We start from the raw sequence: 25,426 nt of genomic DNA on the forward strand, positions 1-25,426 counted from the left end.
TTTCATAAGAACGAAGGTTCAGGCTTATGCCTGGCCTTTGATCTCTTTACGACCGTTGTAAGGTGCTTTTTCGCCCAGCGCTTCTTCGATACGAATCAGCTGGTTGTATTTAGCAACACGGTCAGAACGGCTCATAGAACCGGTTTTGATCTGGCCAGCAGCGGTACCAACAGCCAGGTCAGCGATGGTAGCATCTTCAGTTTCGCCAGAACGGTGAGAGATAACCGCGGTATAGCCAGCGTCTTTCGCCATTTTGATCGCAGCCAGCGTTTCGGTCAGAGAACCGATCTGGTTGAATTTGATCAGGATGGAGTTAACGATACCTTTCTCGATGCCTTCTTTCAGGATCTTGGTGTTGGTTACGAACAGATCGTCACCAACCAGCTGGATTTTGTCGCCCAGTACTTTGGTCTGGTATGCGAAACCATCCCAGTCAGACTCGTCCAGACCGTCTTCGATAGAAACGATTGGGTACTGTTTGGTCAGGTCTTCCAGGAAGTGGGTGAACTCTTCAGAGGTGAACGCTTTGTTGCCTTCGCCAGCCAGAACGTATTTACCGTCTTTGTAGAATTCAGATGCTGCGCAGTCCATCGCCAGGGTGATGTCTTTGCCCAGCTCGTAGCCTGCTGCTTTAACCGCTTCAGCGATAACAGCCAGTGCTTCTGCGTTAGAACCCAGGTTTGGCGCGTAGCCGCCTTCGTCACCAACAGCCGTGTTCATACCTTTAGCTTTCAGAACTTTAGCCAGGTTGTGGAACACTTCAGAACCCATACGTACCGCTTCTTTCAGGGTTTTCGCGCCAACTGGCTGAATCATGAATTCCTGAATATCAACGTTGTTGTCTGCGTGCTCACCACCGTTGATGATGTTCATCATTGGTACAGGCATAGAGTATTTGCCTGGGGTGCCGTTCAGTTCAGCGATGTGCTCGAACAGTGGCATGCCTTTAGCTGCTGCTGCCGCTTTGGCGTTCGCCAGGGAAACCGCCAGGATTGCGTTCGCACCGAAGTTAGATTTGTTTTCAGTACCGTCCAGATCGATCATGATCTTGTCGATGCCAGCCTGATCTTTAGCATCTTTGCCAACGATAGCCTGAGCAATAGGACCGTTAACAGCGCCAACCGCTTTCAGTACGCCTTTGCCCATGAAACGGGATTTGTCGCCATCACGCAGTTCCAGCGCTTCGCGGGAACCTGTAGAAGCACCTGATGGAGCCGCTGCCATACCGACGAAACCACCTTCCAGATGAACTTCAGCTTCAACGGTCGGGTTACCACGGGAGTCGATGATTTCACGACCGATGACTTTAACGATTTTGGACATTAGATTTTCCTCAGTACAAGTTAAACTAAAACTCCAGACAAACAACGCGTACCAAAGGTACGCGTTGCCGTTCTAACTTTTTTTACTTCGCCTGACGCTTCTGGTACTCGCTGGCGGCTTTCACGAAGCCTGCAAACAGCGGATGCCCGTCACGCGGCGTTGAAGTAAATTCCGGGTGGAATTGGCAGGCCACGAACCACGGATGGTTAGGCACTTCGATGATCTCGACTAACTGATCATCCCCGGAACGGCCCGCAACACGCAGACCCGCAGCTTCAATTTGTTTCAACAACATGTTGTTGACTTCATAGCGGTGACGATGGCGCTCGGTGATGACCGGCTCGCCGTACAGCTTGCGTACCACGCTATCGTCGGACAGCTGGCAGGCCTGTGCGCCAAGACGCATGGTGCCACCCAGATCGCTCTTCTCGGTACGGACTTCGACGTTACCGTCTTCGTCGCGCCATTCCGTAATCAGCGCCACAACAGGGTACTTACAGTCTGGCACAAATTCCGTAGAGTTCGCGTTTTCCATTCCCGCTACGTTGCGCGCAAATTCAATCAGCGCAACCTGCATACCCAGGCAGATACCGAGGTATGGAATATTGTTTTCACGCGCATAGCGTGCAGTGGCGATCTTGCCTTCAACACCACGGTAGCCGAAGCCGCCAGGGATGAGAATCGCATCCAGATCTTTGAGAATTTCGACGCCGCGCGTCTCCACATCCTGCGAATCAATCAGCTTGATGTTCACAGAGACGCGATTCTTCAGACCACCGTGTTTCAGCGCTTCGATAACTGACTTATAGGCATCTGGCAGTTCGATGTACTTGCCGACCATACCGATAGTCACTTCGCCGCCCGGATTGGCTTCTTCGTAAATTACCTGCTCCCATTCAGACAGGTTAGCTTCCGGACAGTTCAAGCTGAATCGTTTACAAATATAATCGTCCAGACCCTGTGATTTCAACAGGCCCGGGATTTTATAAATGGAATCGACATCTTTCATTGAAATAACGGCTTTTTCAGGCACGTTACAGAACAATGCAATTTTCGCACGTTCGTTCGCCGGAATCGCGCGATCGGAACGGCAAACCAGGATGTCAGGCTGAATACCGATGGAGAGCAGCTCTTTAACAGAGTGCTGAGTCGGTTTGGTTTTCACTTCACCAGCTGCCGCCATGTAAGGCACCAGCGTCAGGTGCATGAACAGCGCGTGCTCACGACCAATATCTACCGCCAGCTGACGAATCGCTTCGAGGAACGGCAGGGATTCGATATCCCCCACGGTACCGCCGATTTCAACCAGCACAACGTCATGCCCTTCGCCACCGGCAAGGACACGCTCTTTGATGGCGTTAGTGATGTGCGGGATGACCTGCACGGTCGCGCCCAGGTAGTCACCACGGCGCTCTTTACGCAGAACGTCAGAGTAGATACGACCAGTCGTAAAGTTGTTACGACGGGTCATTTTGGTACGGATGAAACGCTCGTAGTGGCCAAGATCCAGATCGGTTTCAGCGCCGTCTTCAGTAACGAACACTTCCCCGTGTTGGGTTGGGCTCATGGTGCCAGGATCGACGTTGATGTACGGATCCAGTTTCATCATGGTCACATTGAGGCCACGGGCTTCAAGAATGGCTGCGAGGGAGGCTGCGGCAATGCCTTTACCCAGAGAGGATACGACCCCGCCGGTCACAAAAATATAGTTCGTTGTCATGCTGAACCTGAGAAGTTAGGGTGAAACGATGGAATAACCAGGACGGGAAAGTAGTATACCCGAACACGACGAGCGCCACAAACTTTCATTCTCCGTCTCCATTCCAGGCCATGACAAACATAAGGAGTGAGAAAATAGCCCCTTTTGGGTAAATGTTTTTGACGCAAATCAAGCGCTTGTCATTTAAAAAATCACACAAATTGCGCTTGATCGCAAAATCTCGTTAGAGATCATGTTCCTGGCGTTTTACTTCCTGCCAGACTTCTTCCATCGCGTCGAGGTCAATCCCGCTCATTTCCAGGCCGCGCGAGGCCACAATCCGCTCAACTTCGCGAAAGCGTCGTTCGAATTTAATGTTCGCTTTTTGCAGGGCGGTTTCCGCTTTTACACCGAGGTGGCGTGAAAGGTTGACGGTTGCAAACAGCAGATCGCCCATCTCCTCTTCCAGCTTTGCTTCATCCACAACGGCCTGCTGCGCTTCATGCATCACTTCGTCGATCTCTTCGTGTACTTTTTCCAGCACCGGGCCGAGAGAGGTCCAGTCAAACCCTACCGCCGAGCAGCGCTTTTGAATTTTGTGCGCGCGCATCAGCGCGGGAAGGTTCAGGGGAATGTCGTCCAGCGCCGAGTGCTGGGATTTTTCAGCGCGTTCAGCGCTTTTTATCTGCTCCCAGCGCGCCAGCACTTCCACACTGTTACCTGCGGAGGCATCACCAAAGATATGCGGATGACGACGCTCCAGCTTGTCGCTGATAGCGGCGCAGATATCGTCAAAGTTAAAGCGCCCCTCTTCCTGCGCCATCTGCGCGTAGAACACCACCTGGAACAGCAGGTCGCCCAGCTCACCGCGCAGATCGTCGAAATCCTCTCGCGAAATGGCGTCCAGCACTTCGTAGGTCTCTTCCAGCGTGTAAGGCGCAATGGTGGCGAAAGTCTGCTCTTTATCCCACGGGCAGCCGTTTTCCGGGTCGCGCAGGCGTTTCATGATGCCGAGCAGGCGGTCGATTTGAGTCATAACAGATTCCATTAAATGCCTGAGCCGGGTGGCGGCGTTGCCTTACCCGGCCTACAGAAGAGGATGTTTAGCCGCCGTGCAGACGACGCGCGTCAATCACATCCGGCACCTGGTTCAGTTTGCCGAGTACGCGGCCCAGCACCTGAAGGTTATAGATTTCGATAGTCATATCGATGGTGGCAAGCTGCTCGCGGGTATCGCTGCGGCTGGCAACGCCCAGCACGTTGACCTTCTCGTTGGCGAGAATGGTGGTGATGTCGCGCAGCAGGCCGCTGCGGTCGTTGGCAGTGACGCGCACCACCAGCGAGTAACCCGCCGAGTAGCTCTCCCCCCAGACGGCTTCCACGATACGTTCCGGCGCATGCGATTGCAGCTCTGCAAGCTGGTCGCAGTCGGAGCGGTGAATTGAGATCCCGCGCCCCTGGGTGATAAAGCCGACAATATCATCTCCCGGGATCGGCTGGCAGCAGCGGGCAATGTGGTGCATCAGGTTACCCACCCCTTCAACCACCACGCGGCCATTGTCCTTGCTGCGCTGCTGCGGAGCATAGGTTTTCTGCTGGAGCTGTTTCAGGGCTGCCGCATCCTGCTCTGCCGCGCTTGGCTTGTTGAACTGCGCTTGCAGGAAGTTCACCATCTGGTTCAGGCGGATATCACCGCCGCCAATCGCCGCTAACAGTTCGTCGAGCTCGTTGAAGTTGTAGCGCGGCAGCAGGAACTTCTCCGCTTCTTTCAGGCTAATGCCAATATGTTCCAGCTCGTCGTCCAGGATCTGGCGACCGGCAAGGATGTTCTTGTCACGATCCTGCTTGCGGAACCATGCGTGAATTTTTGAGCGCCCACGGCTGGTGGTAACGTAACCGAGGTTTGGGTTCAGCCAGTCGCGGCTTGGGTTTGGCTGCTTCTGGGTGATGATTTCAATCTGATCGCCCATCTGTAGCTGGTAGGTAAACGGTACGATACGTCCGCCGATCTTCGCCCCGATGCAACGGTGCCCCACATCGCTGTGGATGTGGTAGGCGAAATCGAGCGGCGTGGAGCCTGCCGGCAAATCAACCACGTCCCCTTTCGGGGTAAAGACGTAGACGCGATCGTCGAAGACCTGACTGCGCACTTCGTCGAGCATTTCGCCGGAGTCGGCCATCTCTTCCTGCCACGCAATCAGCTTACGCAGCCAGGCGATACGGTCCTCGTGACCGGAGCGACCGCCACCGGAGGTACCCTCTTTGTATTTCCAGTGCGCCGCCACGCCCAGCTCGGCGTCTTCGTGCATCTGTTTGGTACGGATCTGAATTTCCACCGTTTTGCCGCCAGGGCCGAGCACCACGGTATGGATAGACTGATAGCCATTCGGTTTCGGGTTCGCGACGTAGTCATCGAACTCATCCGGCAGATGGCGGAAGTGAGTATGCACTATCCCCAGCGCGGCATAGCAGTCCTGAAGACGCTCCGCCACGATACGCACCGCGCGCACGTCAAACAGCTCGTCAAAGGCGAGGTGTTTCTTCTGCATTTTGCGCCAGATGCTGTAGATGTGCTTTGGACGCCCGTAGACCTCGGCGCGCACATTCTCCTCTTTCATCGACTGGCGCAGCCCGCTGACAAATTCCTCGATATAGTGCTCGCGGTCAATGCGGCGTTCGTGCAGCAATTTTGCAATGCGTTTGTATTCCGCCGGATGCAGGTAGCGGAAGCAGTAATCTTCCAGCTCCCACTTCAGTTGCCCAATACCCAGACGGTTCGCCAGCGGCGCATAGATATTCGTACACTCTTTGGCGGCCAGGACGCGCTCGTCTTCCGGCGCATCCTTTACTTCACGCAGATGGGCAACCCGTTCGGCCAGCTTGATCACCACGCAGCGGAAATCATCTACCATCGCCAACAGCATACGACGAACGTTATCCACCTGCTCGGAAGAGACAGAGTCAGTTTGCGCGGCTTTAAGCTGACGAATGGCTGCCATATCACGCACGCCGTGGATGAGCGCCACGACGGACTGGCCGACGCTTTCACGCAGGACGTCTTCCGTCACCACGTCGGCGTCCGCCAGGGGGAACAGCAGTGCGGCCTGTAGCGTTTCGATGTCCATGTTCAGCATGGAGAGAATTTCAACCATCTCCACGCCGCGCCACAACAGCAGTTCAGCGTCCGGATGCCCCTGCGTTGTGCGTAAACAATAGGCCCAGGTTTCGGTTAAGCGTTCACACGACTGCTGGCTGGAAATCCCCAGACTTGCGATCCATTTTTGAGGGTCAAACTCACCAGCTTTATTTAAATGTGCACTTCTTACCGCAACCATCGTCCTCTCCTTTAGGGACAAGGGCCTGTCGAAGTCGACAAGCCAAACTCATTAGATGTGCTCGAACAACACCATCGATTCCAGATGACCAGTGTGCGGGAACATGTCCAGCATTGCCAGACGCCGAATCTGGTAACCCCCGCTCAATAATGCTTCGCTGTCACGGGCAAGCGTCGCCGGGTTACAGGAAACATAGACCACGCGTTCAGGCGCGAGTTTAATTATATGCTGCATCACGCCCGGCGCACCTGCGCGCGCCGGATCGAGCAGGATCTTATCAAAGCCCTGCTTAGCCCACGGTTGCTGAGTGACATCATCCTCAAGATTTTGATGAAAGAATGTCACATTTTGCAAACCGTTCTGTTGGGCGTTCTCCTGGCCTTTCGCCACCAGCGCCTCAACGCCTTCCACTCCGACCACGCTTGCTGCTCTGCGGGCCAGCGGCAGGGTAAAGTTCCCCATGCCGCAGAACAGATCGAGCACCCGGTCAGTGGGCTGTACGTCGAGCCATTCCAGCGCATTCGCCACCATCTGTTGGTTCACGCCGTCGTTGACCTGGATAAAATCCCGCGGGCTGAACGTTAAGCGTAGCCCGTCTGACGCATACCAGGGCGCTTCTCCGCTGACCTGCTCAAGTATCTCGCTTTGCGGCGCGAGGAAAAGCGCAAGCTCATGAGAATGCGAAAAGCGTTCCAGTTTTTCGCGATCCGTCTTTGACAGCGGCGCGGTGTGGCGCAGCACCATCAGCGGGCCACTGTTGGCCAGCACCAGTTCGACATGGCCGAGCGAACGCACGCCATCCAGCGATGCAAGACAGTGGTGCACGTCCGGGAGCAATGCCTCAAGATGGGGCACCAAAACAGGGCACTGCGTGACAGAGACGATATCGCTGGAGCCGGCTTTGCGAAACCCCATCTCCAGCCGCTCGGTTTTGGGCTGGTAGCTGAGGCTCAGGCGAGCGCGGCGACGGTAGCCCCAGGGCCGATCGGCAATGATGTCATTCACGTCGTGTCCGACCAGGCGGGCCAGCGCGCTGCTTTTACTTTTTTGCTGTAATTCAGTGCTGGCATGCTGTTGCTGGCAGCCACCGCAGACGCCAAAATGGGGGCAGCGAGGCGTCACGCGCTCCGGGCTATCATTAAGACGGCGCTTGACCTGACCGCGCGCATACTGACGTTTGTCTTCCGTCAGCGTAATATCTGCACGTTCTCCTGGCAGCAAACCTGTGATAAACAGTGTTTTACCCTTGTGACGCGCCACCCCCTGTCCAAAAGGATCGAGGTCAGAGGCTTCAACAGTTATGATCTGACGCGTCGTCACGCGTCGTTTTGCAGAGTAGAATTGCGCCATCGCCAAGATTGTTCTCAAATAAACATAATTAGCCTGATTGTCCCATAACGGAACTCCATGACCAACTACAGCCTGCGCGCGCGCATGATGATTTTGATCCTCGCTCCTACCGTTCTCATCGGTTTGCTGCTGAGCATTTTCTTTGTAGTGCATCGCTATAACGATTTGCAGAGACAGCTTGAAGATGCCGGGGCCAGTATTATCGAACCGCTGGCCGTCTCCAGCGAGTACGGCATGAACCTGCAAAACCGTGAATCCATTGGTCAGTTAATCAGCGTATTGCACCGCCGTCATTCAGAGATCGTACGCGCCATTTCCGTTTATGATGAGCATAACCGTCTGTTCGTCACCTCGAATTTCCATCTGGATCCCACGTCGCTGAAAATCCCGGATGGTACCCCCTTCCCGCGTCATCTTACGGTGTTGCGGCGAGGCGATATCATGATCCTGCGCACGCCGATTATCTCCGAAAGCTATTCACCCGACGAATCTGCCCAGTCCGATGCGAAGTCCAGCAATAATATGCTTGGATATGTGGCGCTGGAGCTGGATCTCAAGTCGGTGCGGCTCCAGCAGTACAAAGAAATTTTCATCTCCGGCGTGATGATGCTGTTCTGTATTGGCATCGCGCTGATCTTCGGCTGGCGACTGATGCGCGACGTCACGGGGCCTATCCGCAACATGGTGAATACCGTTGACCGGATCCGCCGGGGTCAGCTCGACAGCCGCGTGGAAGGCTTTATGCTCGGCGAGCTGGATATGCTGAAAAACGGCATCAACTCAATGGCGATGTCGCTGGCGGCTTATCACGAAGAGATGCAGCACAACGTTGACCAGGCCACCTCTGACCTGCGCGAAACGCTGGAGCAGATGGAGATCCAGAACGTGGAGCTGGATCTGGCGAAAAAACGTGCTCAGGAGGCGGCGCGTATTAAGTCTGAATTCCTGGCGAACATGTCGCACGAGCTGCGCACGCCGCTGAACGGGGTGATTGGCTTTACCCGTCTGACGCTCAAAAGCGAGCTTAACCCAACCCAGCGTGACCATCTGCATACCATTGAACGCTCAGCCAATAACCTGCTGACCATTATTAACGACGTACTGGACTTCTCGAAGCTGGAAGCGGGCAAGCTGATTCTGGAGAGTATTCCCTTCCCGCTGCGCAGCACGCTGGATGACGTGGTCACGCTTCTTGCCCACTCATCGCATGATAAGGGTCTGGAACTGACGCTCAATATTAAAAATGATGTGCCGGATAACGTCATTGGCGACCCGCTGCGCCTGCAACAGGTCATTACCAATCTGGTGGGCAACGCGATTAAGTTCACCGAGAGCGGCAACATCGACATTCTGGTCGAAAAAAGGGCGCTCAGTAATAACAAAGTCCAGATTGAAGTGCAGATCCGGGATACCGGCATTGGTATTCCGGAGCGCGATCAGACGCGTCTGTTCCAGGCTTTCCGCCAGGCCGATGCGAGCATTTCCCGTCGTCACGGCGGAACGGGCCTGGGGCTGGTGATCACCCAAAAGCTGGTGAAAGAGATGGGAGGCGATATCTCCTTCCACAGCCAGCCTAACCGGGGCTCAACCTTCTGGTTCCATATCAACCTTGATCTTAACCCGAACGTGCAGACCGACGGCCCGGTCACCGGCTGCCTGAAAGGGATGCGTCTGGCCTATGTGGAACCGAACGCCGCGGCGGCGCAGTGTACGCTGGATGTATTAAGCAGCACGCCGCTGGAGGTCATCTACAGCCCGACCTTCTCCGCGCTGGCGAACGATCATTACGATATCCTGTTGTTGGGGATTCCGGTGACGTTTACCGGAGAACTGACCATGCAGCAGGAACGCCTGGCGAAGGCGGCCTCAATGACGGACTACCTGCTGCTGGCGCTGCCGTGCCACGCCCAAATCAACGCCGAAGAGCTGAAAAACGACGGAGCGGCGGCGTGTCTGCTGAAACCCCTCACCGCCACACGGCTGTTACCTGCGCTGACCGAATATTGCCGTCTGACGCATCAGTCCCTGCCGCTGGAAAACGACGAACATAAGCTGCCGATGACGGTGATGGCCGTGGACGATAACCCGGCGAACCTGAAGCTGATTGGCGTGCTGCTTGAGGATCAGGTTCAGCACGTTGAGCTGTGTACCAGCGGCGCCGAAGCCGTGGAACAAGCCAAACAGATGCAGTTCGACCTGATCCTGATGGATATTCAGATGCCGGGCATGGATGGCATCCGCGCCTGCGAGTTGATTCGCCAGCTTCCGCACCAGCAGCAGACGCCGGTGATTGCCGTGACGGCGCACGCGATGGCGGGGCAAAAAGAGAAACTGCTGGGTGCGGGCATGAACGATTATCTGGCGAAACCGATCGACGAAGAGAAGCTGCACAGCCTGCTGCTGCGCTACAAGCCGGGGCACATTGGCGGGACATACACCATTACAGCTGAATCGCCGGAGATCAGCGTTAACCAGAATGCCACGTTTGACTGGCAACTGGCACTGCGCCAGGCGGCAGGCAAACCCGATCTGGCCCGCGATATGCTGCAAATGCTGGTGGACTTCCTGCCTGAGATCCGTAACAAGGTTGAAGAACAGCTGGTGGGTGAAAACCCCGAAGGACTGCTGGAAGCCATTCATAAACTGCACGGCAGCTGCGGCTACAGCGGCGTACCGCGGTTGAAAAATCTCTGCCAGTTGCTTGAACAGCAGCTCCGCGCGGGTACGCCAGAATCCGATCTCGAACCGGAGTTCCTGGAGCTGCTGGACGAGATGGACAACGTGACGCGGGAAGCAATGAAGGTGTTGGGGAGCTAAGACCAAAGCCCGGTGGCGCTTCGCTTACCGGGCCTACAGGAGCACGAACGTTAACGCGACATCCCCTGCCCCATCTTTATCACCGCCGCAATATTCCTTGCGGCCATCTGTACATTCTGTTGCGCATTTTCCAGCGCATCCTCCAGCGAGCAGATGGTGTAAATCACGCTGAATACGGCATCCAGTCCGTGCTCATGCACCACGCCAACATCCGCCGTCAGGCTGCCGGCAATGCCAATAACCGGCTTGTTATAGCGTTTCGCGACTCTCGCCACGCCAACGGGCACTTTTCCGTGGATCGTCTGGCTGTCGATACGCCCTTCGCCCGTGATCACCAGATCGGCGTCCGCGACCTGTTCATCGAGATGCAGGGCATCGGTGACAATCTCAATCCCCTGACGGAGCTGTGCGCCGCAAAATGCATACAGCGCCGCCCCCATTCCGCCGGCCGCACCACCGCCCGCCAGGTTTAAGACGTCAATATCCATATCCCGGGCGATAATTTTTGCGTAATGCGCAAGCGCGTTGTCCAGCGTCCTGACCATCTCCGGCGTCGCCCCTTTCTGCGGACCAAATACCGCAGAAGCACCTGTCTCGCCGATCAGGGGGTTGGTCACATCGCAGGCCACTTCAATTCGACAGGCTGCCAGCCGCTTGTCCAGCCCGCTAAGATCGATATGCGCAAGGCTTGCCAGTTCGCCGCCGCCCGGCCCAACGGGCTGCGCTTTCGCATCCAGCAGTTTTACGCCCAGCGCCTGCACCATGCCTGCGCCACCGTCATTGGTCGCGCTGCCTCCAATGCCAATAATGATATGCTTAACGCCCGCATCCAGCGCATGACGGATCAGTTCCCCGGTTCCCCAGGAGGTGGTGATTAACGGGTTACGCTTTGCAGGAGCAACAAGCTCCAGACCGCTCGCTGCCGCCATCTCGATAAAGGCGCTTTTCCCGTCTCCGGATAACCCGAAAAACCCTTCCACGCGTTCACCCAAAGGCCCGGTAACAGGAACATGGACAAGACGCCCATGCGTGGCTGCCACCATCGCTTCCACCGTCCCTTCGCCACCATCGGCAACCGGTAATTTGACATAGTCCGCTGACGGGAAAATTTCGCGAAAACCGACCTCTATCGCTGTCGCCACCTCCAGCGCGCTCAAGCTTTCCTTATACGAGTCCGGAGCGATAACAATTTTCATAAGCCATCCTTACGCATGTTAGTTACGTTAAGCATACACCACGTAAGGGACCACTCATGGGAGCGGTCCCAATGAGCTTATCGTACCATGCACGGACGTTTATTGTCGAATGTCCACTCTGAGATCAGGTATTGCATCGCCAGCGCGTCATCACGCGCGCCCAGGCCGTGTTTCTGGTAAAGCTCATGCGCTTTCATGACCTGGTCCATATCCAGCTCAACGCCCAGCCCCGGCGTAGCAGGAACTTGCACCATGCCGCCTTTGATTTCAAACGGCTGTTTGGTCAGGCGCTGGTTGCCCTCCTGCCAGATCCAGTGGGTGTCGATGGCGGTAATGTTGCCCGGCGCAGCGGCCGCCACGTGGGTGAACATCGCCAGCGAGATGTCGAAGTGGTTGTTGGAGTGGGAGCCCCAGGTCAGGCCGAACTCATGGCACATCTGCGCCACGCGAACCGAGCCCTGCATCGTCCAGAAGTGCGGGTCTGCCAGCGGAATGTCCACCGATTGCAGCGAGAGCGTGTGCCCCATCTGACGCCAGTCGGTCGCGATCATGTTGGTGGCGGTTGGCAGCCCGGTGGCGCGACGGAACTCCGCCATTACTTCACGTCCGGAGAACCCCTGCTCGGCGCCGCACGGATCTTCCGCGTAGGCCAGCACGCCTTTAAGCTGCTTACCGATTTTGATCGCCTCATCAAGCGACCAGGCACCGTTCGGATCCAGCGTGACGCGCGCCTGCGGGAAGCGCTTCGCCAGCGCGGCGATCGCCTCTGCTTCTTCTTCACCCGCCAGTACGCCGCCTTTCAGCTTGAAGTCATTAAAGCCATATTTTTCATACGCGGCTTCCGCCAGGCGCACCACCGCGTCCGGGGTCATCGCTTCATCGTGACGCACACGATACCAGTCGCATTTTTCGTCCGGCTGGCTCTGGTACGGCAGCGGGGTGAGTTTGCGGTTGCCGATAAAGAACAGGTAGCCGAGCATTTCCACTTCGCTGCGCTGTTGGCCGTCGCCCAGCAGGGAGGCGACATTGACGCCCAGATGCTGGCCCAGCAGATCCAGCATCGCGGCTTCAATGCCCGTGACCACATGGATAGTGGTGCGCAGATCAAACGTTTGCAGACCACGGCCACCCGCATCACGATCGGCAAAGGTCGTGCGCACGCGAGTCAGCACATTTTTGTACTCGCCCAGCGTTTTACCCACCACCAGCGGAATGGCGTCCTCCAGCGTTTTACGGATCTTCTCCCCGCCCGGGATTTCACCGACACCGGTATGCCCTGAGTTGTCCTTGATCACCACAATATTACGGGTGAAGAACGGCGCATGGGCGCCGCTCAGGTTCATCAGCATGCTGTCATGTCCCGCGACAGGAATGATCTGCATGGAGGTAACTACAGGGGTAGAAAATGTGCTCATCGTTCGATCCTTTTATCAGTGACGTCCAAATACAGGGCGCTTACGGTCAAATGTCCAGCCGGGGATAAGGTACTGCATCGGGCCTGCGTGGTTGCGCGCGCCGCCCGGCAGTTTTTTATACGCTTCATGCGCCTTGTGGATCTGATCCCAGTCAAGCTCCACGCCCAGCCCCGGCGCATCCGGTACGGCAATTGTGCCGTTTTTGATTTCAAGTGGATTTTTGGTCAGGCGCGCTTCGCCTTCCTGCCAGATCCAGTGCGTATCGATGGCGGTCGGGTTGCCCGGCGCCGCCGCGCCAACGTGGGTAAACATCGCCAGCGAAATGTCGAAATGATTATTGGAGTGGCAGCCCCAGGTGAGGCCCCAGTCATCGCACAGCTGCGCCACGCGCACCGCGCCGGAAAGGGTCCAGAAGTGCGGGTCCGCCAGCGGTATGTCCACCGCATTCAGCATCACCGCATGGCCCATTTCGCGCCAGTTGGTGGCGATCATGTTGGTCGCAACCGGCAGCCCGGTAGCGCGGCGGAATTCGGCCATCACCTCGCGGCCAGAAAAGCCCTGCTCGGCACCGCACGGATCTTCCGCGTAGGTCAGCACGTCGCCCAGCCCTTTGCACAGCGCGATAGCTTCATCCAGCAGCCAGGCGCCGTTCGGATCGACGGTGATGCGTGCCTCCGGGAAGCGTTTTTTCAACGCGCGCACGCTGTCAATCTCCTGCTCGCCCGGCAGAACGCCGCCTTTCAGCTTGAAGTCTTTAAAGCCGTAGCGATCCTGCGCCGCCTCTGCCAGGCGTACCACCGCCTCGCCAGAGAGTGCCTCCTGATGACGCAGGTGATACCACTCGTGGCTACCCGGCGAGCGTTCCAGATACGGCAGATCGGTTTTAGTCCGGTCGCCAACGTAGAACAGATAGCCCAGCACCGTTACCGCATCACGCTGTTTGCCTGGCCCCAGCAGTTCGCAGACCGGCACGTTCAGCGCCTTGCCCAGTAAATCGAGGAGAGCCGCCTCCAGCGCCGCCACCGCGTTAACGCGCAGTTCAAACGTCCAGGCACCTTTGCCGAAGGTATCAAAATCCGCCGACTGGTTGCCCTTATGCACCCGCTGAACCACCTTGTTGAGACGGGCGACCTCCTGCCCAACCACCTGCGGGATGGCGTCGACCAGCGTCTGGTAAATCACCTCTCCGCCAGGCGCTTCCCCGACGCCGGTGTTCCCTGCGCTGTCGGTCAGCACCACAATGTTGCGGGTGAACCAGGCGTTATGCGCGCCACCAATGTTGAGCAGCATGCTGTCCTGCCCCGCCACCGGGATGACCTTCATCTCCGTCACGATCGGGCTTGATTGCGTTGTCATCATCCGCGCTCCCCAACAGGTTTCAGTTCGATTCGTTTGATGTCACCCACCAGCACCAGGTAACTGAGTACCGCCACCAGCGCATGGACGCCTACATAAATCAGCGCACCATTGAAGGAGCCGGTGGTGCCGACGATGTAACCGATAGCGATTGGGGTGACAATGCCGGAAATGTTGCCAAACATGTTGAACAGACCGCCGCTCAGGCCGCTGATCTCTTTCGGCGCGGTATCTGCCATCACCGCCCAGCCCAGTGCGCCAATGCCTTTACCGAAGAAGGCCATCGCCATAAAGCCGATAATCATCCACTCCGCGCTGACGTAGTTACAGAACACCATGGTCATGGAGAGCAGCATGCCGAGCACGATTGGCGTTTTACGCGCAATATTCAGCGAACCGGTACGACGCATCAACCAGTCGGAGATGACCCCGCCAAGCACCCCACCCACGAAGCCGCAGATGGCCGGCACGGAGGCGACAAACCCCGCCTTCAGAATCGACATCCCACGCGCCTGCACCAGGTAAACCGGGAACCAGGTGATGAAGAAGTAGGTTAAGGCGTTAATGCAATACTGGCCGAGATAGATACCGATCATCATTCGTGAGCCGACGAGTTGTTTGATCTGCCCCCATTTCTGGCTGAACGGGACCTTAGCTTTCTGGGTTTTCTGATCCATGTTGATCAGCGCCCCGCCTTCAGCAATGTAGTCCAGCTCTTTCTTGTTCACGCCCGGATGCTGGTTTGGTTCGTGGATCACTTTCAGCCAGATGAAGCTGATGACGATCCCCAGCCCGCCCATGAAGAAGAAGACGTGTGACCAGCCCACCTCATGCGTCAGCCAGCCCATGATTGGCGCGAAAATAACCGTCGCAAAGTATTGCGCCGAGTTAAAGATCGCTACCGCCGTTCCCCTCTCCTGCGCCGGGAACCAGGCGGCCACAATACGGCTGTTGCCAGGGAACGATGGCGCTTCCGCTAAGCCCACCAGGAAGCGGAGGGTAAAGAGCGCAATGATAATGCCGAAGCCGCTAAAGATATCCACGAAGCCCTGTAACAGGGTAAACATCGACCAGATGAAAATGGACCAGAAATAGACCCGTTTTGAGCCAAAGCGGTCCAGCAGCCAGCCGCCAGGGATTTGGCCGATTACGTAGGCCCATGAAAATGCGGAGAAAACATACCCCATACCCACCGGATCAAGTCCGATGTCCTTTGCCATCTCAGAGCCGGCAATGGATAACGTGGCACGGTCGCCGTAGTTGAAAGAGGTGACGATAAACAGCATCACCACTATCCAGTAGCGGGCGTTGGTGCGCTTCTCAGCGCTGCTCGCCGCGTGGCTTAATGTACTCATTGTTGCACTCCTGAAACATAGCTTTCGCCTGGTTCATTCTGTACAGCACCTGTAGGGTAATCAGAATGAGAGATTTGTGTTTGGTTTTGGTACGGCCAGAAGCCGTTTTATAGTGACGGGAAAAGTATATGAAGGAGTGACCGGTTCTCTCACCGTGCAGGAACACAACATTGACGGGCGTGGGGAACGTGGTTTGGGGCATAAGCCCAAAGTGGTGGAAGATACTTCACGGAATTGAGGATAGGATGCGGCTTCGTTGCCGGGTGGCGGCTTCGCCTTACCCGGCCTGGCGTTCGTTTAGTACAGGGTTAGTTCAGGAGCGTGGCCCAGTGTTCAACCCAGGGATTTGACTCGCTTTCTGGCTCAGGGTGTTCACCTGCATCAATCAGCAACATCTCTCCGACGCGCTGAGCGCTCTGTTCCTGCAACAGCGCGTCGAACTGCTTACCGCCGCCGCAGAAATTGGCGTAAGAGCTATCGCCGAGGGCAATGATGCCATAGTGAACATCTGGCTGATAACCAAGCTGGTCTTTAATGCCCTGGAAAAGCGGGACGATGCTGTCCGGTAGATCGCCCTGCCCGGTGGTGGAGGTCACCACCAGGATGTATTTATCTTTATACTTTTCCCAGTCCGCCAGCTCCGGATCTTCATAGACCGTTGCTTTATGGCCCTGGTTTACGAGGATTGCTTCCGCTTCCTCCGCCACCAGCAGCGAGTTGCCGTACATTGTGCCGACAAAAATGCCTACTTCAGCCATGCTTTGCTCCCGTAATTATTGCGCTTGCTGTTCATCCTGAACGTTGCCTGCGGCAAACTCAACCCTTTCATTTTCGGGGAGTTGTCCCAGCCAGCCAAACTGTGACAGCGCCTGCATCCAGACCTTGTCCAGCCCCGCGCGAATAGTCAGCGGTTCGCCGGTAAACGGGTGCGTCAGGCGTAGCTCGCTGGCGTGCAGCATCAGCCGGTTACAGCCAAAGTGCTCGGCCGCGCTGCGGTTCTGGCGCAGATCGCCGTGCTTGCTGTCGCCGATAATGGGGTGGCGCAGATGTGCAAGGTGACGGCGAAGCTGGTGCTTGCGCCCGGTTTTGGGCAAAAGCTCCACCAGACTGTATCGCGTGGTCGGAAATTTGCTGGTCGCCACCGGCAGTTCTGTGGTCGCCATACCACGATAGTCGGTCACCGCTGGCTGCGGGCCTTTATCTTCGCGGGCAAATTTATCGGCGATTTTATCCAGTTCCTCCACCAGGGGATAATCAAGCGTGGCGGAATCCATCAGCCAGCCACGCACGATGGCGTGGTAGCGTTTCTGGATCTGGTGCTGTTCAAACTGCTGCGCCAGCAGGCGCCCGGCCTCACTGGAAAGCCCCATCAGCAGAACACCAGAGGTTGGCCGATCGAGACGATGGGCAGTAAAAACGTGCTGACCGATTTGATCGCGCACGGTTTGCATGACCACCACTTTCTCATCGCGATCGAGCCAGCTACGGTGCACCAGCCAGCCGGACGGTTTATTCACCGCCACTAACCACTCATCCTGATAAAGGATCTCAAGCGTCATGCATCGTCACCGGCGAAAAGCGCATCCAGCTTCTCCAGCTCCACCAGCATCATGGCACGCGCCGGGTGGGTCGCTTCCAGCGCCATTTCGTAATAGGGAGAGACGGCAAAAGACGCGGGCAACGCGTGGCCACCTTCCAGCAGCGCGTGCATACGCGGAATTAAGACCCACTGGAGCCACTCGAACGGGTCCAGCGTATCCAGACAAAACGGTTGGGTGCTGGCGAACGCGTCTGGCTGCGGCGCGTTATCCTGCCACAGCTGATGCTGGCGCATAAGGGCTTCGATGGCGTGCAACTGCGCACGAACGCTGTCATGATGCGACATATATACCTCAACTGAAAAACGGAATGGCGCGAAGCATAGCATTGCGGAAGACAGAAATAAAAAAGGGAGCACTGTAAAAACAGTGCTCCCGGTTCGTTTCGCAGCATTCCAGCTACAATACGTGCTCCCTGCTCATCCGTGACAACTTTTCCTGATGCCCGAAGGCCTGGTCATCCCTTTACCTTTTGCTTCCTGCTCACATCGTCCTGATGTGTAGGTTTCATCCTGAAACGTCCTGGCCATCCTGACCCACCGACCATCCTGACCGGCTCTCGTTCTCCTTCCTGGAGGTGTCCCTTACGCATCCTGCGTGATCCACTTTGCTTCATCCTGAAGCCTTCCTGCGGCGTCATCCTGACGTGTCCCTGGTAAGAAACGCCATCATCCTGATGTTCGTTTCTCGTGTCGGCATCCTGTCGACACAGATAGAATCCGCTATTCTGCTTCGTCTTACAACCCACCTTGTGAGCAATGTAAGCCAGGCGAAACGGGGGATTTCCTTTCAGAAAACCACTAACTTATTGAAAGAGAAGTTAATATTAATCTGAAATTCCTAAGACAATGCTAATTGTTTCGGCGATGTCTCACAGCGCGTGTAAGAGATCTCTCACACGCCCACTAGCATCATGGATTACAGAAGCGGCTCAATTCGGGTAAGGAAATCCGCAAGTGAAGGCGCGAGAACGTCGCGATTGCGGGTGCCGAGCGTCTCTTTAATGACCTCGCCAGACAGGTTGCAGACAGAAATGACGTCCAGTTCACTGTCGAGCGTCGCAATAAAGAGAGTCGGAGAGAGCTTAAGCCGTTTTTGCGTGGCCAGGTGACCAATGAGGTTTTCCTGAACGCGTTGCAGATCGTCTTCGCTCCAGGTTTGCAGCAGCGTCAGCGGCTGTCCTGCAAAACATGCAGTCATATCCCCGGCAAACTGCGTGGTATAAAATGCATGAAGCGCAGGTTGTATCACAAGGTCCATCGCGCGTTCAACAGCATTTACATTCTGCTCGCCCATGAACGGTTTCGGTTGCCAGATAACGTAATCATCCTGCGAAGCGATAATGCACGGTGACGGCACGCCATATAAGTCAGTACTTTGCGGCCACGTCCCCCGCTTTTCATGCCAGGCATCGCAATAGCGGGTCGTGAAGGACGTCAGGGCATTTGCAGTTTCGATATCCACCGATTTCTCTCTTCTTGTAAGACAGGATAAACTCAGCCCATAAGTGTACCTGTAAAGTGGCTATGAAACATGTCTTACGAAAATCATCAGGCGTTAACGGGCTTAACGCTGGGAAAATCGACCGATTACCGCGACACCTACGATGCAAGCCTGTTGCAGGGCGTGCCGCGCAGTCTGAACCGCGATCCGCTCGGGCTGCACGCTGACGCGCTGCCGTTTGTCGGCGGCGACATCTGGACGCTGTACGAACTCTCCTGGCTGAATGCGCGCGGTCTGCCGCAGGTGGCCGTGGGCCACGTTGAGCTGGATTACGCCAGCGTAAACCTGGTCGAATCCAAGAGCTTTAAGCTCTATCTCAACAGCTTTAACCAGACCAAATTTAACAGCTGGGACGAGGTGCAACAGACGCTTGAACGTGATTTAAGCGCGTGCGCGCAGGGGAACGTAACCGTCTCGTTATACCGTCTGCATGAGCTGGAAGGTCAGCCCATCGCCCATTTCCACGGCACCTGCATCGACGATCAGGACATTGAGGTGGAAAGCTATGAATTTAGCAGCGACTACCTGGAAAACGCGGCGGGCGGAAAAGTGGTCAACGAGACGCTGGTCAGCCATCTGCTGAAATCCAATTGCCTTATCACCCATCAGCCGGACTGGGGCTCGGTACAGATCCAGTACCGCGGCCCGCAGATTGACCGTGAAAAGCTGCTGCGTTACCTGGTGTCATTCCGTCATCACAACGAATTCCACGAGCAGTGCGTGGAGCGCATCTTCAACGACATCCAGCGTTTCTGCCAGCCCGAAAAGTTGAGCGTTTACGCCCGCTACACCCGTCGCGGCGGCCTGGATATCAACCCGTGGCGCACCAATACCGATTTTGTGCCTGCCACCGGACGACTTGTGCGCCAGTAAGATAAATATTTTCACAATATGCGGGCGGTATTCCGCCCGAAGTGTTGTGAAACGTCATAAGCCAGGGCTATTGTAATCAACAGGGAAAGACGATAATCGTCCCATAAGGAGCTCACTTGATTACACATATTAGCCCGCTTGGCTCTATGGATATGTTGTCGCAACTGGAAGTGGACATGCTTAAACGCACCGCCAGTAGCGACCTTTATCAACTGTTTCGTAACTGTTCACTTGCCGTACTGAACTCCGGAAGCCTGACCGACAACAGTAAAGAGCTGCTGTCCCGCTTCGAAAGTTTTGATATCAACGTGCTGCGCCGCGAGCGCGGGGTGAAGCTCGAAGTGATCAACCCGCCGGAAGACGCTTTTGTCGACGGGCGTATTATTCGCTCACTTCAGGCCAACCTGTTTGCCGTGCTGCGCGACATTCTGTTTGTTAACGGACAGATCAGCAATGCCGGACGTTTCCAGCATCTTGACCTGGAAAGTTCCGTTCATATCACCAACCTGGTCTTCTCCATTCTGCGTAACGCCCGTGCCCTGCACGTGGGCGAAGCGCCGAACATGGTCGTCTGCTGGGGCGGTCACTCCATTAACGAAACCGAATACCTGTATGCCCGCCGCGTAGGGACGCAGCTCGGCCTGCGCGAACTGAATATCTGTACCGGTTGCGGTCCTGGCGCGATGGAAGCGCCGATGAAAGGCGCGGCAGTAGGACACGCACAGCAACGCTATAAAGAAGGCCGTTTTATCGGCATGACCGAGCCATCGATCATCGCCGCTGAGCCGCCTAACCCGCTGGTTAACGAACTGATTATTATGCCGGATATCGAAAAACGTCTTGAGGCGTTTGTCCGTATCGCGCACGGCATCATCATCTTCCCGGGCGGCGTAGGCACGGCGGAAGAGCTGCTTTATCTGCTGGGGATCCTGATGAACCCGGCTAACAAAGATCAGGTTCTGCCGCTGATCCTGACCGGCCCGAAAGAGAGCGCCGACTACTTCCGCGTGCTGGACGAGTTTATCGTGCATACGTTGGGCGAAGATGCGCGCCGTCACTACCGCATTATTATTGACGATGCCGCAGAAGTGGCCCGTCAGATGAAAAAAGCGATGCCGCTGGTGAAAGAGAATCGTCGTGATACCGGGGATGCCTACAGTTTTAACTGGTCCATCCGTATCGCACCGGATCTTCAGATACCCTTCGAGCCGTCGCATGAGAACATGGCGAACCTCAAACTCTATCCGGATCAGCCGGTGGAAGTGCTGGCTGCCGACCTGCGTCGCGCCTTCTCTGGCATCGTGGCGGGGAACGTGAAAGAGGTAGGGATCCGCGCAATTGAAGAGTTCGGGCCGTATAAGATCCACGGTGACCCGGAGATGATGCGCCGCATGGATGACATGTTGCAGGGCTTTGTCGCTCAGCACCGCATGAAGCTTCCAGGCTCTGCCTATATTCCGTGTTACGAAATCATCAAGTAAAGCGACATTTCTCTCCTCTCAAGCCGGATCGTCATCCGGCTTTTTTATTAGTGATGCAATTCATAGCGATCTTCAATGTTATTAACAAATCTGACGCCTGCGCAAACGATTACCTCAATTTTGAAACCGTAAATAATCAGCCTTAATCGAAATTACCCGCCAGAAAATCCTAAAATCCCATTTCTTTACAGCGAAAGACACCTATCTCGCGGGTCGACCTTTTCGAAAACATGTCGTTAATGGTAGCCTTCGCGCCCGTAAATTCTCTTTGATGTTTTTTTAACAGATAAATGGTCTAAAGATACCCACATCACAAGTGGATTATTGCATTTGGGATCGCGATCACTGATAGATTCATAACTAGAATGTATCTTTCCGCCCGCCAATAGTTACGGGCAAAAATTATTAAAAAACCGTCACTGAACGAATTTCATATTACCGTCAGGCACTTTTTCATCGGATTTGACTAAAAACCTGACAATTTGCTTCCTCCAGGAGATACAGATGGAAACCACTCAAACCAGCACCGTTGCTTCGATTGAATCCCGAAGCGGTTGGCGCAAAACGGATACCATGTGGATGCTTGGCCTGTACGGCACAGCAATCGGCGCTGGTGTACTGTTCCTTCCTATCAACGCAGGTGTCGGCGGTATGATCCCGCTGATCATCATGGCCCTCATCGCTTTCCCGATGACCTTCTTTGCACACCGCGGCCTGACCCGCTTCGTGCTGTCCGGTAAAAATCCGGGCGAAGACATCACTGAAGTCGTTGAAGAACACTTCGGCGTCGGCGCAGGTAAGCTGATTACCCTGCTCTACTTCTTCGCGATTTACCCGATTCTGCTGGTGTACAGCGTTGCTATCACCAACACCGTTGAAAGCTTTATGATGCACCAGCTTCAGATGACCCCGCCGCCGCGTGCGATTCTGTCCCTGATCCTGATCGTCGGTATGATGACCATCGTGCGCTTCGGCGAGCAGATGATTGTGAAAGCGATGAGCGTGCTGGTGTTCCCGTTTGTTGCGGCTCTGATGGTGCTGGCTCTGTACCTGATCCCACAGTGGAACGGCGCTGCGCTGGAAACCCTGTCTCTGAGCAGCGCATCCACGACCGGCAACGGTCTGCTGCTGACCCTGTGGCTGGCGATCCCGGTGATGGTATTCTCCTTCAACCACTCGCCAATCATCTCTTCCTTCGCAGTAGCGAAGCGTGAAGAGTACGGCAATGGCGCAGAGAAGAAGTGCTCCAGCATCCTGGCTCGCGCGCACATCATGATGGTACTGACCGTAATGTTCTTCGTGTTCAGCTGCGTGCTGAGCCTCTCCCCGGCGGATCTGGCGGCTGCGAAAGAGCAGAACATCTCTATTCTGTCTTACCTGGCAAACCACTTTAACGCACCGCTGATTGCGTGGATGGCGCCGATCATCGCGATTATCGCCATCACCAAATCCTTCCTGGGCCACTACCTGGGCGCACGTGAAGGCTTCAACGGCATGGTGATTAAATCTCTGCGTGGTAAAGGCAAGACCATTGAAATCAACCGTCTGAACAAAATCACTGCACTGTTCATGCTGGTGACCACCTGGGCGGTAGCCACCCTGAACCCAAGCATTCTGGGCATGATTGAAACCCTGGGCGGCCCGATTATCGCGATGATCCTGTTCCTGATGCCGATGTACGCGATTCAGAAAGTGCCTGCGATGCGCAAATACAGCGGCCATATCAGCAACGTGTTCGTTGTTGTGATGGGCCTGATTGCCATCTCCGCTATTTTCTACTCGCTGTTCAGCTAATACCTCCTGCGCCGTCTGCGGACGGCGCACTTCTCCCCTCTGACTGAAGCAATGGACGCATCATGATTAGCGTATTCGATATCTTCAAAATCGGTATTGGTCCTTCCAGCTCTCACACCGTCGGACCAATGAAAGCCGGTAAACAATTCACGGATGACTTGATTGCACGCGGCATTTTGCACGACATCACCCGCGTGGTTGTCGATGTATATGGTTCCCTTTCCCTGACCGGTAAAGGCCACCATACCGATATTGCCATTATCATGGGGCTGGCGGGTAATCTGCCGGATACCGTTGATATTGATGCAATACCTGGCTTTATCCAGGACGTGAACACCCACGGTCGTTTGCTGCTGGCGAACGGCGAGCATGAGGTTGAATTCCCGGTTGATCACTGCATGAATTTCCATGCGGATAACCTGTCGTTGCACGAGAATGGCATGCGCATTACCGCGCTGGCCGGCGACAAAGCGGTTTACAGCCAGACGTATTACTCCATCGGCGGCGGGTTTATCGTCGACGAGGACCATTTTGGTCAAAGCACCAATTCTGCTGTTGATGTGCCGTACCCTTACAAAAACGCGGCCGACTTACAGCGTCACTGCCAGGAGACAGGGCTTTCTCTCTCCGGCCTGATGATGAAAAACGAGCTGGCCCTGCACAGCAAAGAGGAACTGGAACAGCACTTCGCTAACGTCTGGGAAGTGATGCGCAGCGGCATTGAGCGCGGGATCACCACCGAAGGCGTGCTGCCGGGTAAACTGCGTGTTCCGCGTCGTGCGGCTGCGCTGTGCCGCATGCTGGTCAGCGCCGACAAAACCACCACCGATCCGATGGCCGTCGTCGACTGGATCAACATGTTCGCGCTGGCGGTGAACGAAGAGAACGCCGCGGGCGGCCGCGTCGTCACCGCACCAACCAACGGGGCGTGCGGCATTGTTCCGGCGGTCCTGGCGTATTACGACAAGTTTATCCGTGAAGTGAACGCAAACTCACTTGCACGCTACCTGCTGGTCGCCAGTGCGATTGGCTCACTGTACAAGATGAACGCCTCAATTTCTGGCGCGGAAGTAGGCTGTCAGGGTGAAGTGGGCGTAGCCTGCTCTATGGCGGCGGCGGGTCTGGCCGAATTGCTGGGCGCAAGCCCTGCGCAGGTTTGTATCGCGGCGGAAATCGGCATGGAACATAACCTGGGGCTGACCTGCGATCCGGTCGGCGGACAGGTCCAGGTGCCATGCATCGAACGTAACGCCATCGCCTCGGTGAAAGCAGTGAACGCGGCCCGTATGGCGCTGCGTCGTACCAGCGAACCGCGCGTCTGCCTCGACAAGGTTATCGAAACCATGTACGAAACCGGCAAAGATATGAATGCCAAATACCGCGAAACCTCCCGCGGTGGCCTGGCGATGAAGATCGTCACCTGCGATTAAGCCTCTCAGGAAGCCTCGTTTTGCGAGGCTTCTTCCTGTTTTCCCCACCATTCATAGTTTCATGCTGCGCTCAGTGTTACCCTTCACCCATTAGACAGAAGGGAGATTATCTGTGGCCGTTCATTTGCTTATCGTCGATGCTCTTAACCTGATTCGCCGTATTCATGCGGTACAGGGCACACCCTGCAAGGACACCTGTTTACACGCGCTGGAGCAGCTTATCCGCCACAGTGAACCCACCCATGCGGTCGCGGTTTTTGATGACGAAGCCCGCAACACGGGCTGGCGGCACCAGCGCCTGCCGGACTACAAAGCCGGGCGTGCGCCGATGCCGGACGATCTGCACGCAGAAATGCCCGCTATCCGCGCGGCCTTTGAGCAGCGCGGCGTTCCGTGCTGGGGCGCCCACGGTAATGAGGCTGACGATTTAGCCGCAACGCTGGCGGTTAAAGTCGCGAGCGCCGGACATCAGGCGACTATCGTTTCAACCGACAAAGGCTACTGCCAGCTGCTCTCCCCCAATATCCGTATTCGCGACTATTTTCAAAAACGCTGGCTGGACGCGCCGTTCATTGCCAGCGAGTTTGGCGTATCGCCTGAGCAACTGCCGGATTACTGGGGGCTGGCGGGGATCAGCAGCTCTAAAGTGCCGGGTGTCGCCGGTATTGGACCCAAAAGCGCCGCACAGCTGCTGACGGAGTTTCAGAGTCTGGAAGGGATGTACGCCCGGCTGAACGAGGTGCCGGATAAATGGCGCAAAAAGCTGGAGGCGCATAAAGAAATGGCGTTTATCTGCCGGGAGGTGGCGACGCTACAGACGGATTTACAACTGGACGGGAATTTACAGCAGTTAAGGTTAGAGCGTTAAAACAACTACACGATTTTGTAGGCCCGGTAAGCG

At 55.8% G+C, this 25,426-nt stretch carries 19 protein-coding genes; 6 read left to right on the forward strand and 13 right to left on the reverse strand.

Annotated features, from left to right (window positions below; all coding sequences use genetic code 11):
• Window positions 1–24: 24 nt before the first annotated feature.
• From eno to rlmD, 5 genes are all read right to left on the reverse strand, one after another.
• Window positions 25–1,323, reverse strand: coding sequence for a phosphopyruvate hydratase (eno, locus tag RY075_RS18240; RefSeq protein WP_006811784.1), 1,299 nt, complete (start codon window positions 1,321–1,323; stop codon window positions 25–27).
• An 82-nt stretch (window positions 1,324–1,405) separates the two neighbouring features.
• The gene (gene pyrG, locus RY075_RS18245) at window positions 1,406–3,043 is read right to left on the reverse strand and encodes a CTP synthase (glutamine hydrolyzing) (RefSeq protein ID WP_003862718.1); all 1,638 of its coding nucleotides are present in this window, start codon (window positions 3,041–3,043) and stop codon (window positions 1,406–1,408) included.
• Between the two features lie 223 nt (window positions 3,044–3,266).
• Entirely contained in the window at window positions 3,267–4,058 is a 792-nt protein-coding gene (gene mazG / locus RY075_RS18250; protein ID WP_032610052.1) for a nucleoside triphosphate pyrophosphohydrolase, read from the reverse strand.
• Window positions 4,059–4,125: 67 nt separating this feature from the next.
• Window positions 4,126–6,357, reverse strand: coding sequence for a GTP diphosphokinase (gene relA / locus RY075_RS18255; RefSeq protein WP_003862722.1), 2,232 nt, complete (start codon window positions 6,355–6,357; stop codon window positions 4,126–4,128).
• Window positions 6,358–6,408: 51 nt separating this feature from the next.
• The gene (gene rlmD, locus RY075_RS18260) at window positions 6,409–7,707 is read right to left on the reverse strand and encodes a 23S rRNA (uracil(1939)-C(5))-methyltransferase RlmD (protein ID WP_023323683.1); all 1,299 of its coding nucleotides are present in this window, start codon (window positions 7,705–7,707) and stop codon (window positions 6,409–6,411) included.
• Window positions 7,708–7,764: 57 nt separating this feature from the next.
• Here rlmD and barA point away from each other — a divergent pair, with 57 nt between their 5' ends.
• Window positions 7,765–10,524 carry a two-component sensor histidine kinase BarA gene (gene barA, locus RY075_RS18265; RefSeq protein ID WP_003862726.1) on the forward strand — a complete coding sequence of 920 codons (2,760 nt, stop codon included), beginning with the start codon at window positions 7,765–7,767 and terminating at the stop codon, window positions 10,522–10,524.
• A gap of 50 nt (window positions 10,525–10,574) precedes the next feature.
• Here the strand turns inward: barA and RY075_RS18270 are convergent, their stop codons facing one another.
• From RY075_RS18270 to syd, 8 genes are all read right to left on the reverse strand, one after another.
• Window positions 10,575–11,720, reverse strand: a complete 1,146-nt coding sequence (locus RY075_RS18270; RefSeq protein ID WP_023314755.1) for a glycerate kinase — start codon at window positions 11,718–11,720, stop codon at window positions 10,575–10,577.
• Window positions 11,721–11,797: 77 nt separating this feature from the next.
• Window positions 11,798–13,135 (reverse strand): glucarate dehydratase, encoded by a 1,338-nt coding sequence (gudD, locus tag RY075_RS18275; protein ID WP_058647835.1) that lies wholly within the window; start codon window positions 13,133–13,135, stop codon window positions 11,798–11,800.
• Window positions 13,136–13,150: 15 nt separating this feature from the next.
• Entirely contained in the window at window positions 13,151–14,491 is a 1,341-nt protein-coding gene (locus RY075_RS18280) for an enolase C-terminal domain-like protein (RefSeq protein ID WP_338628667.1), read from the reverse strand.
• Window positions 14,491–15,846 (reverse strand): galactarate/glucarate/glycerate transporter GudP, encoded by a 1,356-nt coding sequence (gudP, locus tag RY075_RS18285; RefSeq protein WP_003862734.1) that lies wholly within the window; start codon window positions 15,844–15,846, stop codon window positions 14,491–14,493. Before gudP ends, RY075_RS18280 begins: the two co-directional genes overlap by 1 nt.
• Before the next feature lie 308 nt (window positions 15,847–16,154).
• Window positions 16,155–16,604 carry a flavodoxin gene (locus RY075_RS18290; protein ID WP_023295346.1) on the reverse strand — a complete coding sequence of 150 codons (450 nt, stop codon included), beginning with the start codon at window positions 16,602–16,604 and terminating at the stop codon, window positions 16,155–16,157.
• A gap of 15 nt (window positions 16,605–16,619) precedes the next feature.
• A complete protein-coding gene (truC, locus tag RY075_RS18295) occupies window positions 16,620–17,405 on the reverse strand; it encodes a tRNA pseudouridine(65) synthase TruC (protein WP_045337384.1) in 786 nt (261 codons plus the stop codon).
• Window positions 17,402–17,731, reverse strand: coding sequence for a YqcC family protein (locus tag RY075_RS18300; RefSeq protein WP_003862740.1), 330 nt, complete (start codon window positions 17,729–17,731; stop codon window positions 17,402–17,404). The genes truC and RY075_RS18300 overlap by 4 nt, the downstream gene beginning before the upstream one ends.
• Before the next feature lie 631 nt (window positions 17,732–18,362).
• Window positions 18,363–18,908, reverse strand: a complete 546-nt coding sequence (syd, locus tag RY075_RS18305; protein WP_302378582.1) for a SecY-interacting protein — start codon at window positions 18,906–18,908, stop codon at window positions 18,363–18,365.
• A 69-nt stretch (window positions 18,909–18,977) separates the two neighbouring features.
• On the opposite strand from syd, the gene queF reads away from it, so the two are divergent.
• From queF to xni, 5 genes are all read left to right on the forward strand, one after another.
• Window positions 18,978–19,820, forward strand: coding sequence for an NADPH-dependent 7-cyano-7-deazaguanine reductase QueF (gene queF / locus RY075_RS18310; protein WP_023323687.1), 843 nt, complete (start codon window positions 18,978–18,980; stop codon window positions 19,818–19,820).
• Between the two features lie 116 nt (window positions 19,821–19,936).
• Window positions 19,937–21,301: a nucleotide 5'-monophosphate nucleosidase PpnN gene (gene ppnN, locus RY075_RS18315; protein WP_003862748.1), complete on the forward strand. Its 1,365-nt coding sequence runs from the start codon at window positions 19,937–19,939 to the stop codon at window positions 21,299–21,301.
• A 504-nt stretch (window positions 21,302–21,805) separates the two neighbouring features.
• The gene (locus RY075_RS18320; RefSeq protein WP_003862749.1) at window positions 21,806–23,095 is read left to right on the forward strand and encodes an HAAAP family serine/threonine permease; all 1,290 of its coding nucleotides are present in this window, start codon (window positions 21,806–21,808) and stop codon (window positions 23,093–23,095) included.
• 62 nt (window positions 23,096–23,157) lie between these two features.
• Window positions 23,158–24,525, forward strand: a complete 1,368-nt coding sequence (locus tag RY075_RS18325) for an L-serine ammonia-lyase (protein WP_338627882.1) — start codon at window positions 23,158–23,160, stop codon at window positions 24,523–24,525.
• Window positions 24,526–24,637: 112 nt separating this feature from the next.
• Window positions 24,638–25,393: a flap endonuclease Xni gene (gene xni / locus RY075_RS18330; RefSeq protein WP_338627883.1), complete on the forward strand. Its 756-nt coding sequence runs from the start codon at window positions 24,638–24,640 to the stop codon at window positions 25,391–25,393.
• Window positions 25,394–25,426: the final 33 nt, after the last annotated feature.

Origin of the sequence: Enterobacter sp. JJBC (assembly GCF_036936505.1) — a bacterium.
GTDB classification, from domain to species: Bacteria; Pseudomonadota; Gammaproteobacteria; order Enterobacterales; family Enterobacteriaceae; genus Enterobacter; species Enterobacter hormaechei_C.

Coding starts and splice junctions, on each gene's coding strand:
- RY075_RS18290 (WP_023295346.1), bottom strand. CDS start 16,604: ATGGCTGAAGTAGGCATTTTTGTCGGCACAATGTACGGCAACTCGCTG.
- RY075_RS18300 (WP_003862740.1), bottom strand. CDS start 17,731: ATGTCGCATCATGACAGCGTTCGTGCGCAGTTGCACGCCATCGAAGCC.
- RY075_RS18320 (WP_003862749.1), top strand. CDS start 21,806: ATGGAAACCACTCAAACCAGCACCGTTGCTTCGATTGAATCCCGAAGC.
- gudP (WP_003862734.1), bottom strand. CDS start 15,846: ATGAGTACATTAAGCCACGCGGCGAGCAGCGCTGAGAAGCGCACCAAC.
- rlmD (WP_023323683.1), bottom strand. CDS start 7,707: ATGGCGCAATTCTACTCTGCAAAACGACGCGTGACGACGCGTCAGATC.
- relA (WP_003862722.1), bottom strand. CDS start 6,357: ATGGTTGCGGTAAGAAGTGCACATTTAAATAAAGCTGGTGAGTTTGAC.
- gudD (WP_058647835.1), bottom strand. CDS start 13,135: ATGAGCACATTTTCTACCCCTGTAGTTACCTCCATGCAGATCATTCCT.
- RY075_RS18325 (WP_338627882.1), top strand. CDS start 23,158: ATGATTAGCGTATTCGATATCTTCAAAATCGGTATTGGTCCTTCCAGC.
- mazG (WP_032610052.1), bottom strand. CDS start 4,058: ATGACTCAAATCGACCGCCTGCTCGGCATCATGAAACGCCTGCGCGAC.
- pyrG (WP_003862718.1), bottom strand. CDS start 3,043: ATGACAACGAACTATATTTTTGTGACCGGCGGGGTCGTATCCTCTCTG.
- queF (WP_023323687.1), top strand. CDS start 18,978: ATGTCTTACGAAAATCATCAGGCGTTAACGGGCTTAACGCTGGGAAAA.
- barA (WP_003862726.1), top strand. CDS start 7,765: ATGACCAACTACAGCCTGCGCGCGCGCATGATGATTTTGATCCTCGCT.
- RY075_RS18280 (WP_338628667.1), bottom strand. CDS start 14,491: ATGACAACGCAATCAAGCCCGATCGTGACGGAGATGAAGGTCATCCCG.
- truC (WP_045337384.1), bottom strand. CDS start 17,405: ATGACGCTTGAGATCCTTTATCAGGATGAGTGGTTAGTGGCGGTGAAT.
- eno (WP_006811784.1), bottom strand. CDS start 1,323: ATGTCCAAAATCGTTAAAGTCATCGGTCGTGAAATCATCGACTCCCGT.
- RY075_RS18270 (WP_023314755.1), bottom strand. CDS start 11,720: ATGAAAATTGTTATCGCTCCGGACTCGTATAAGGAAAGCTTGAGCGCG.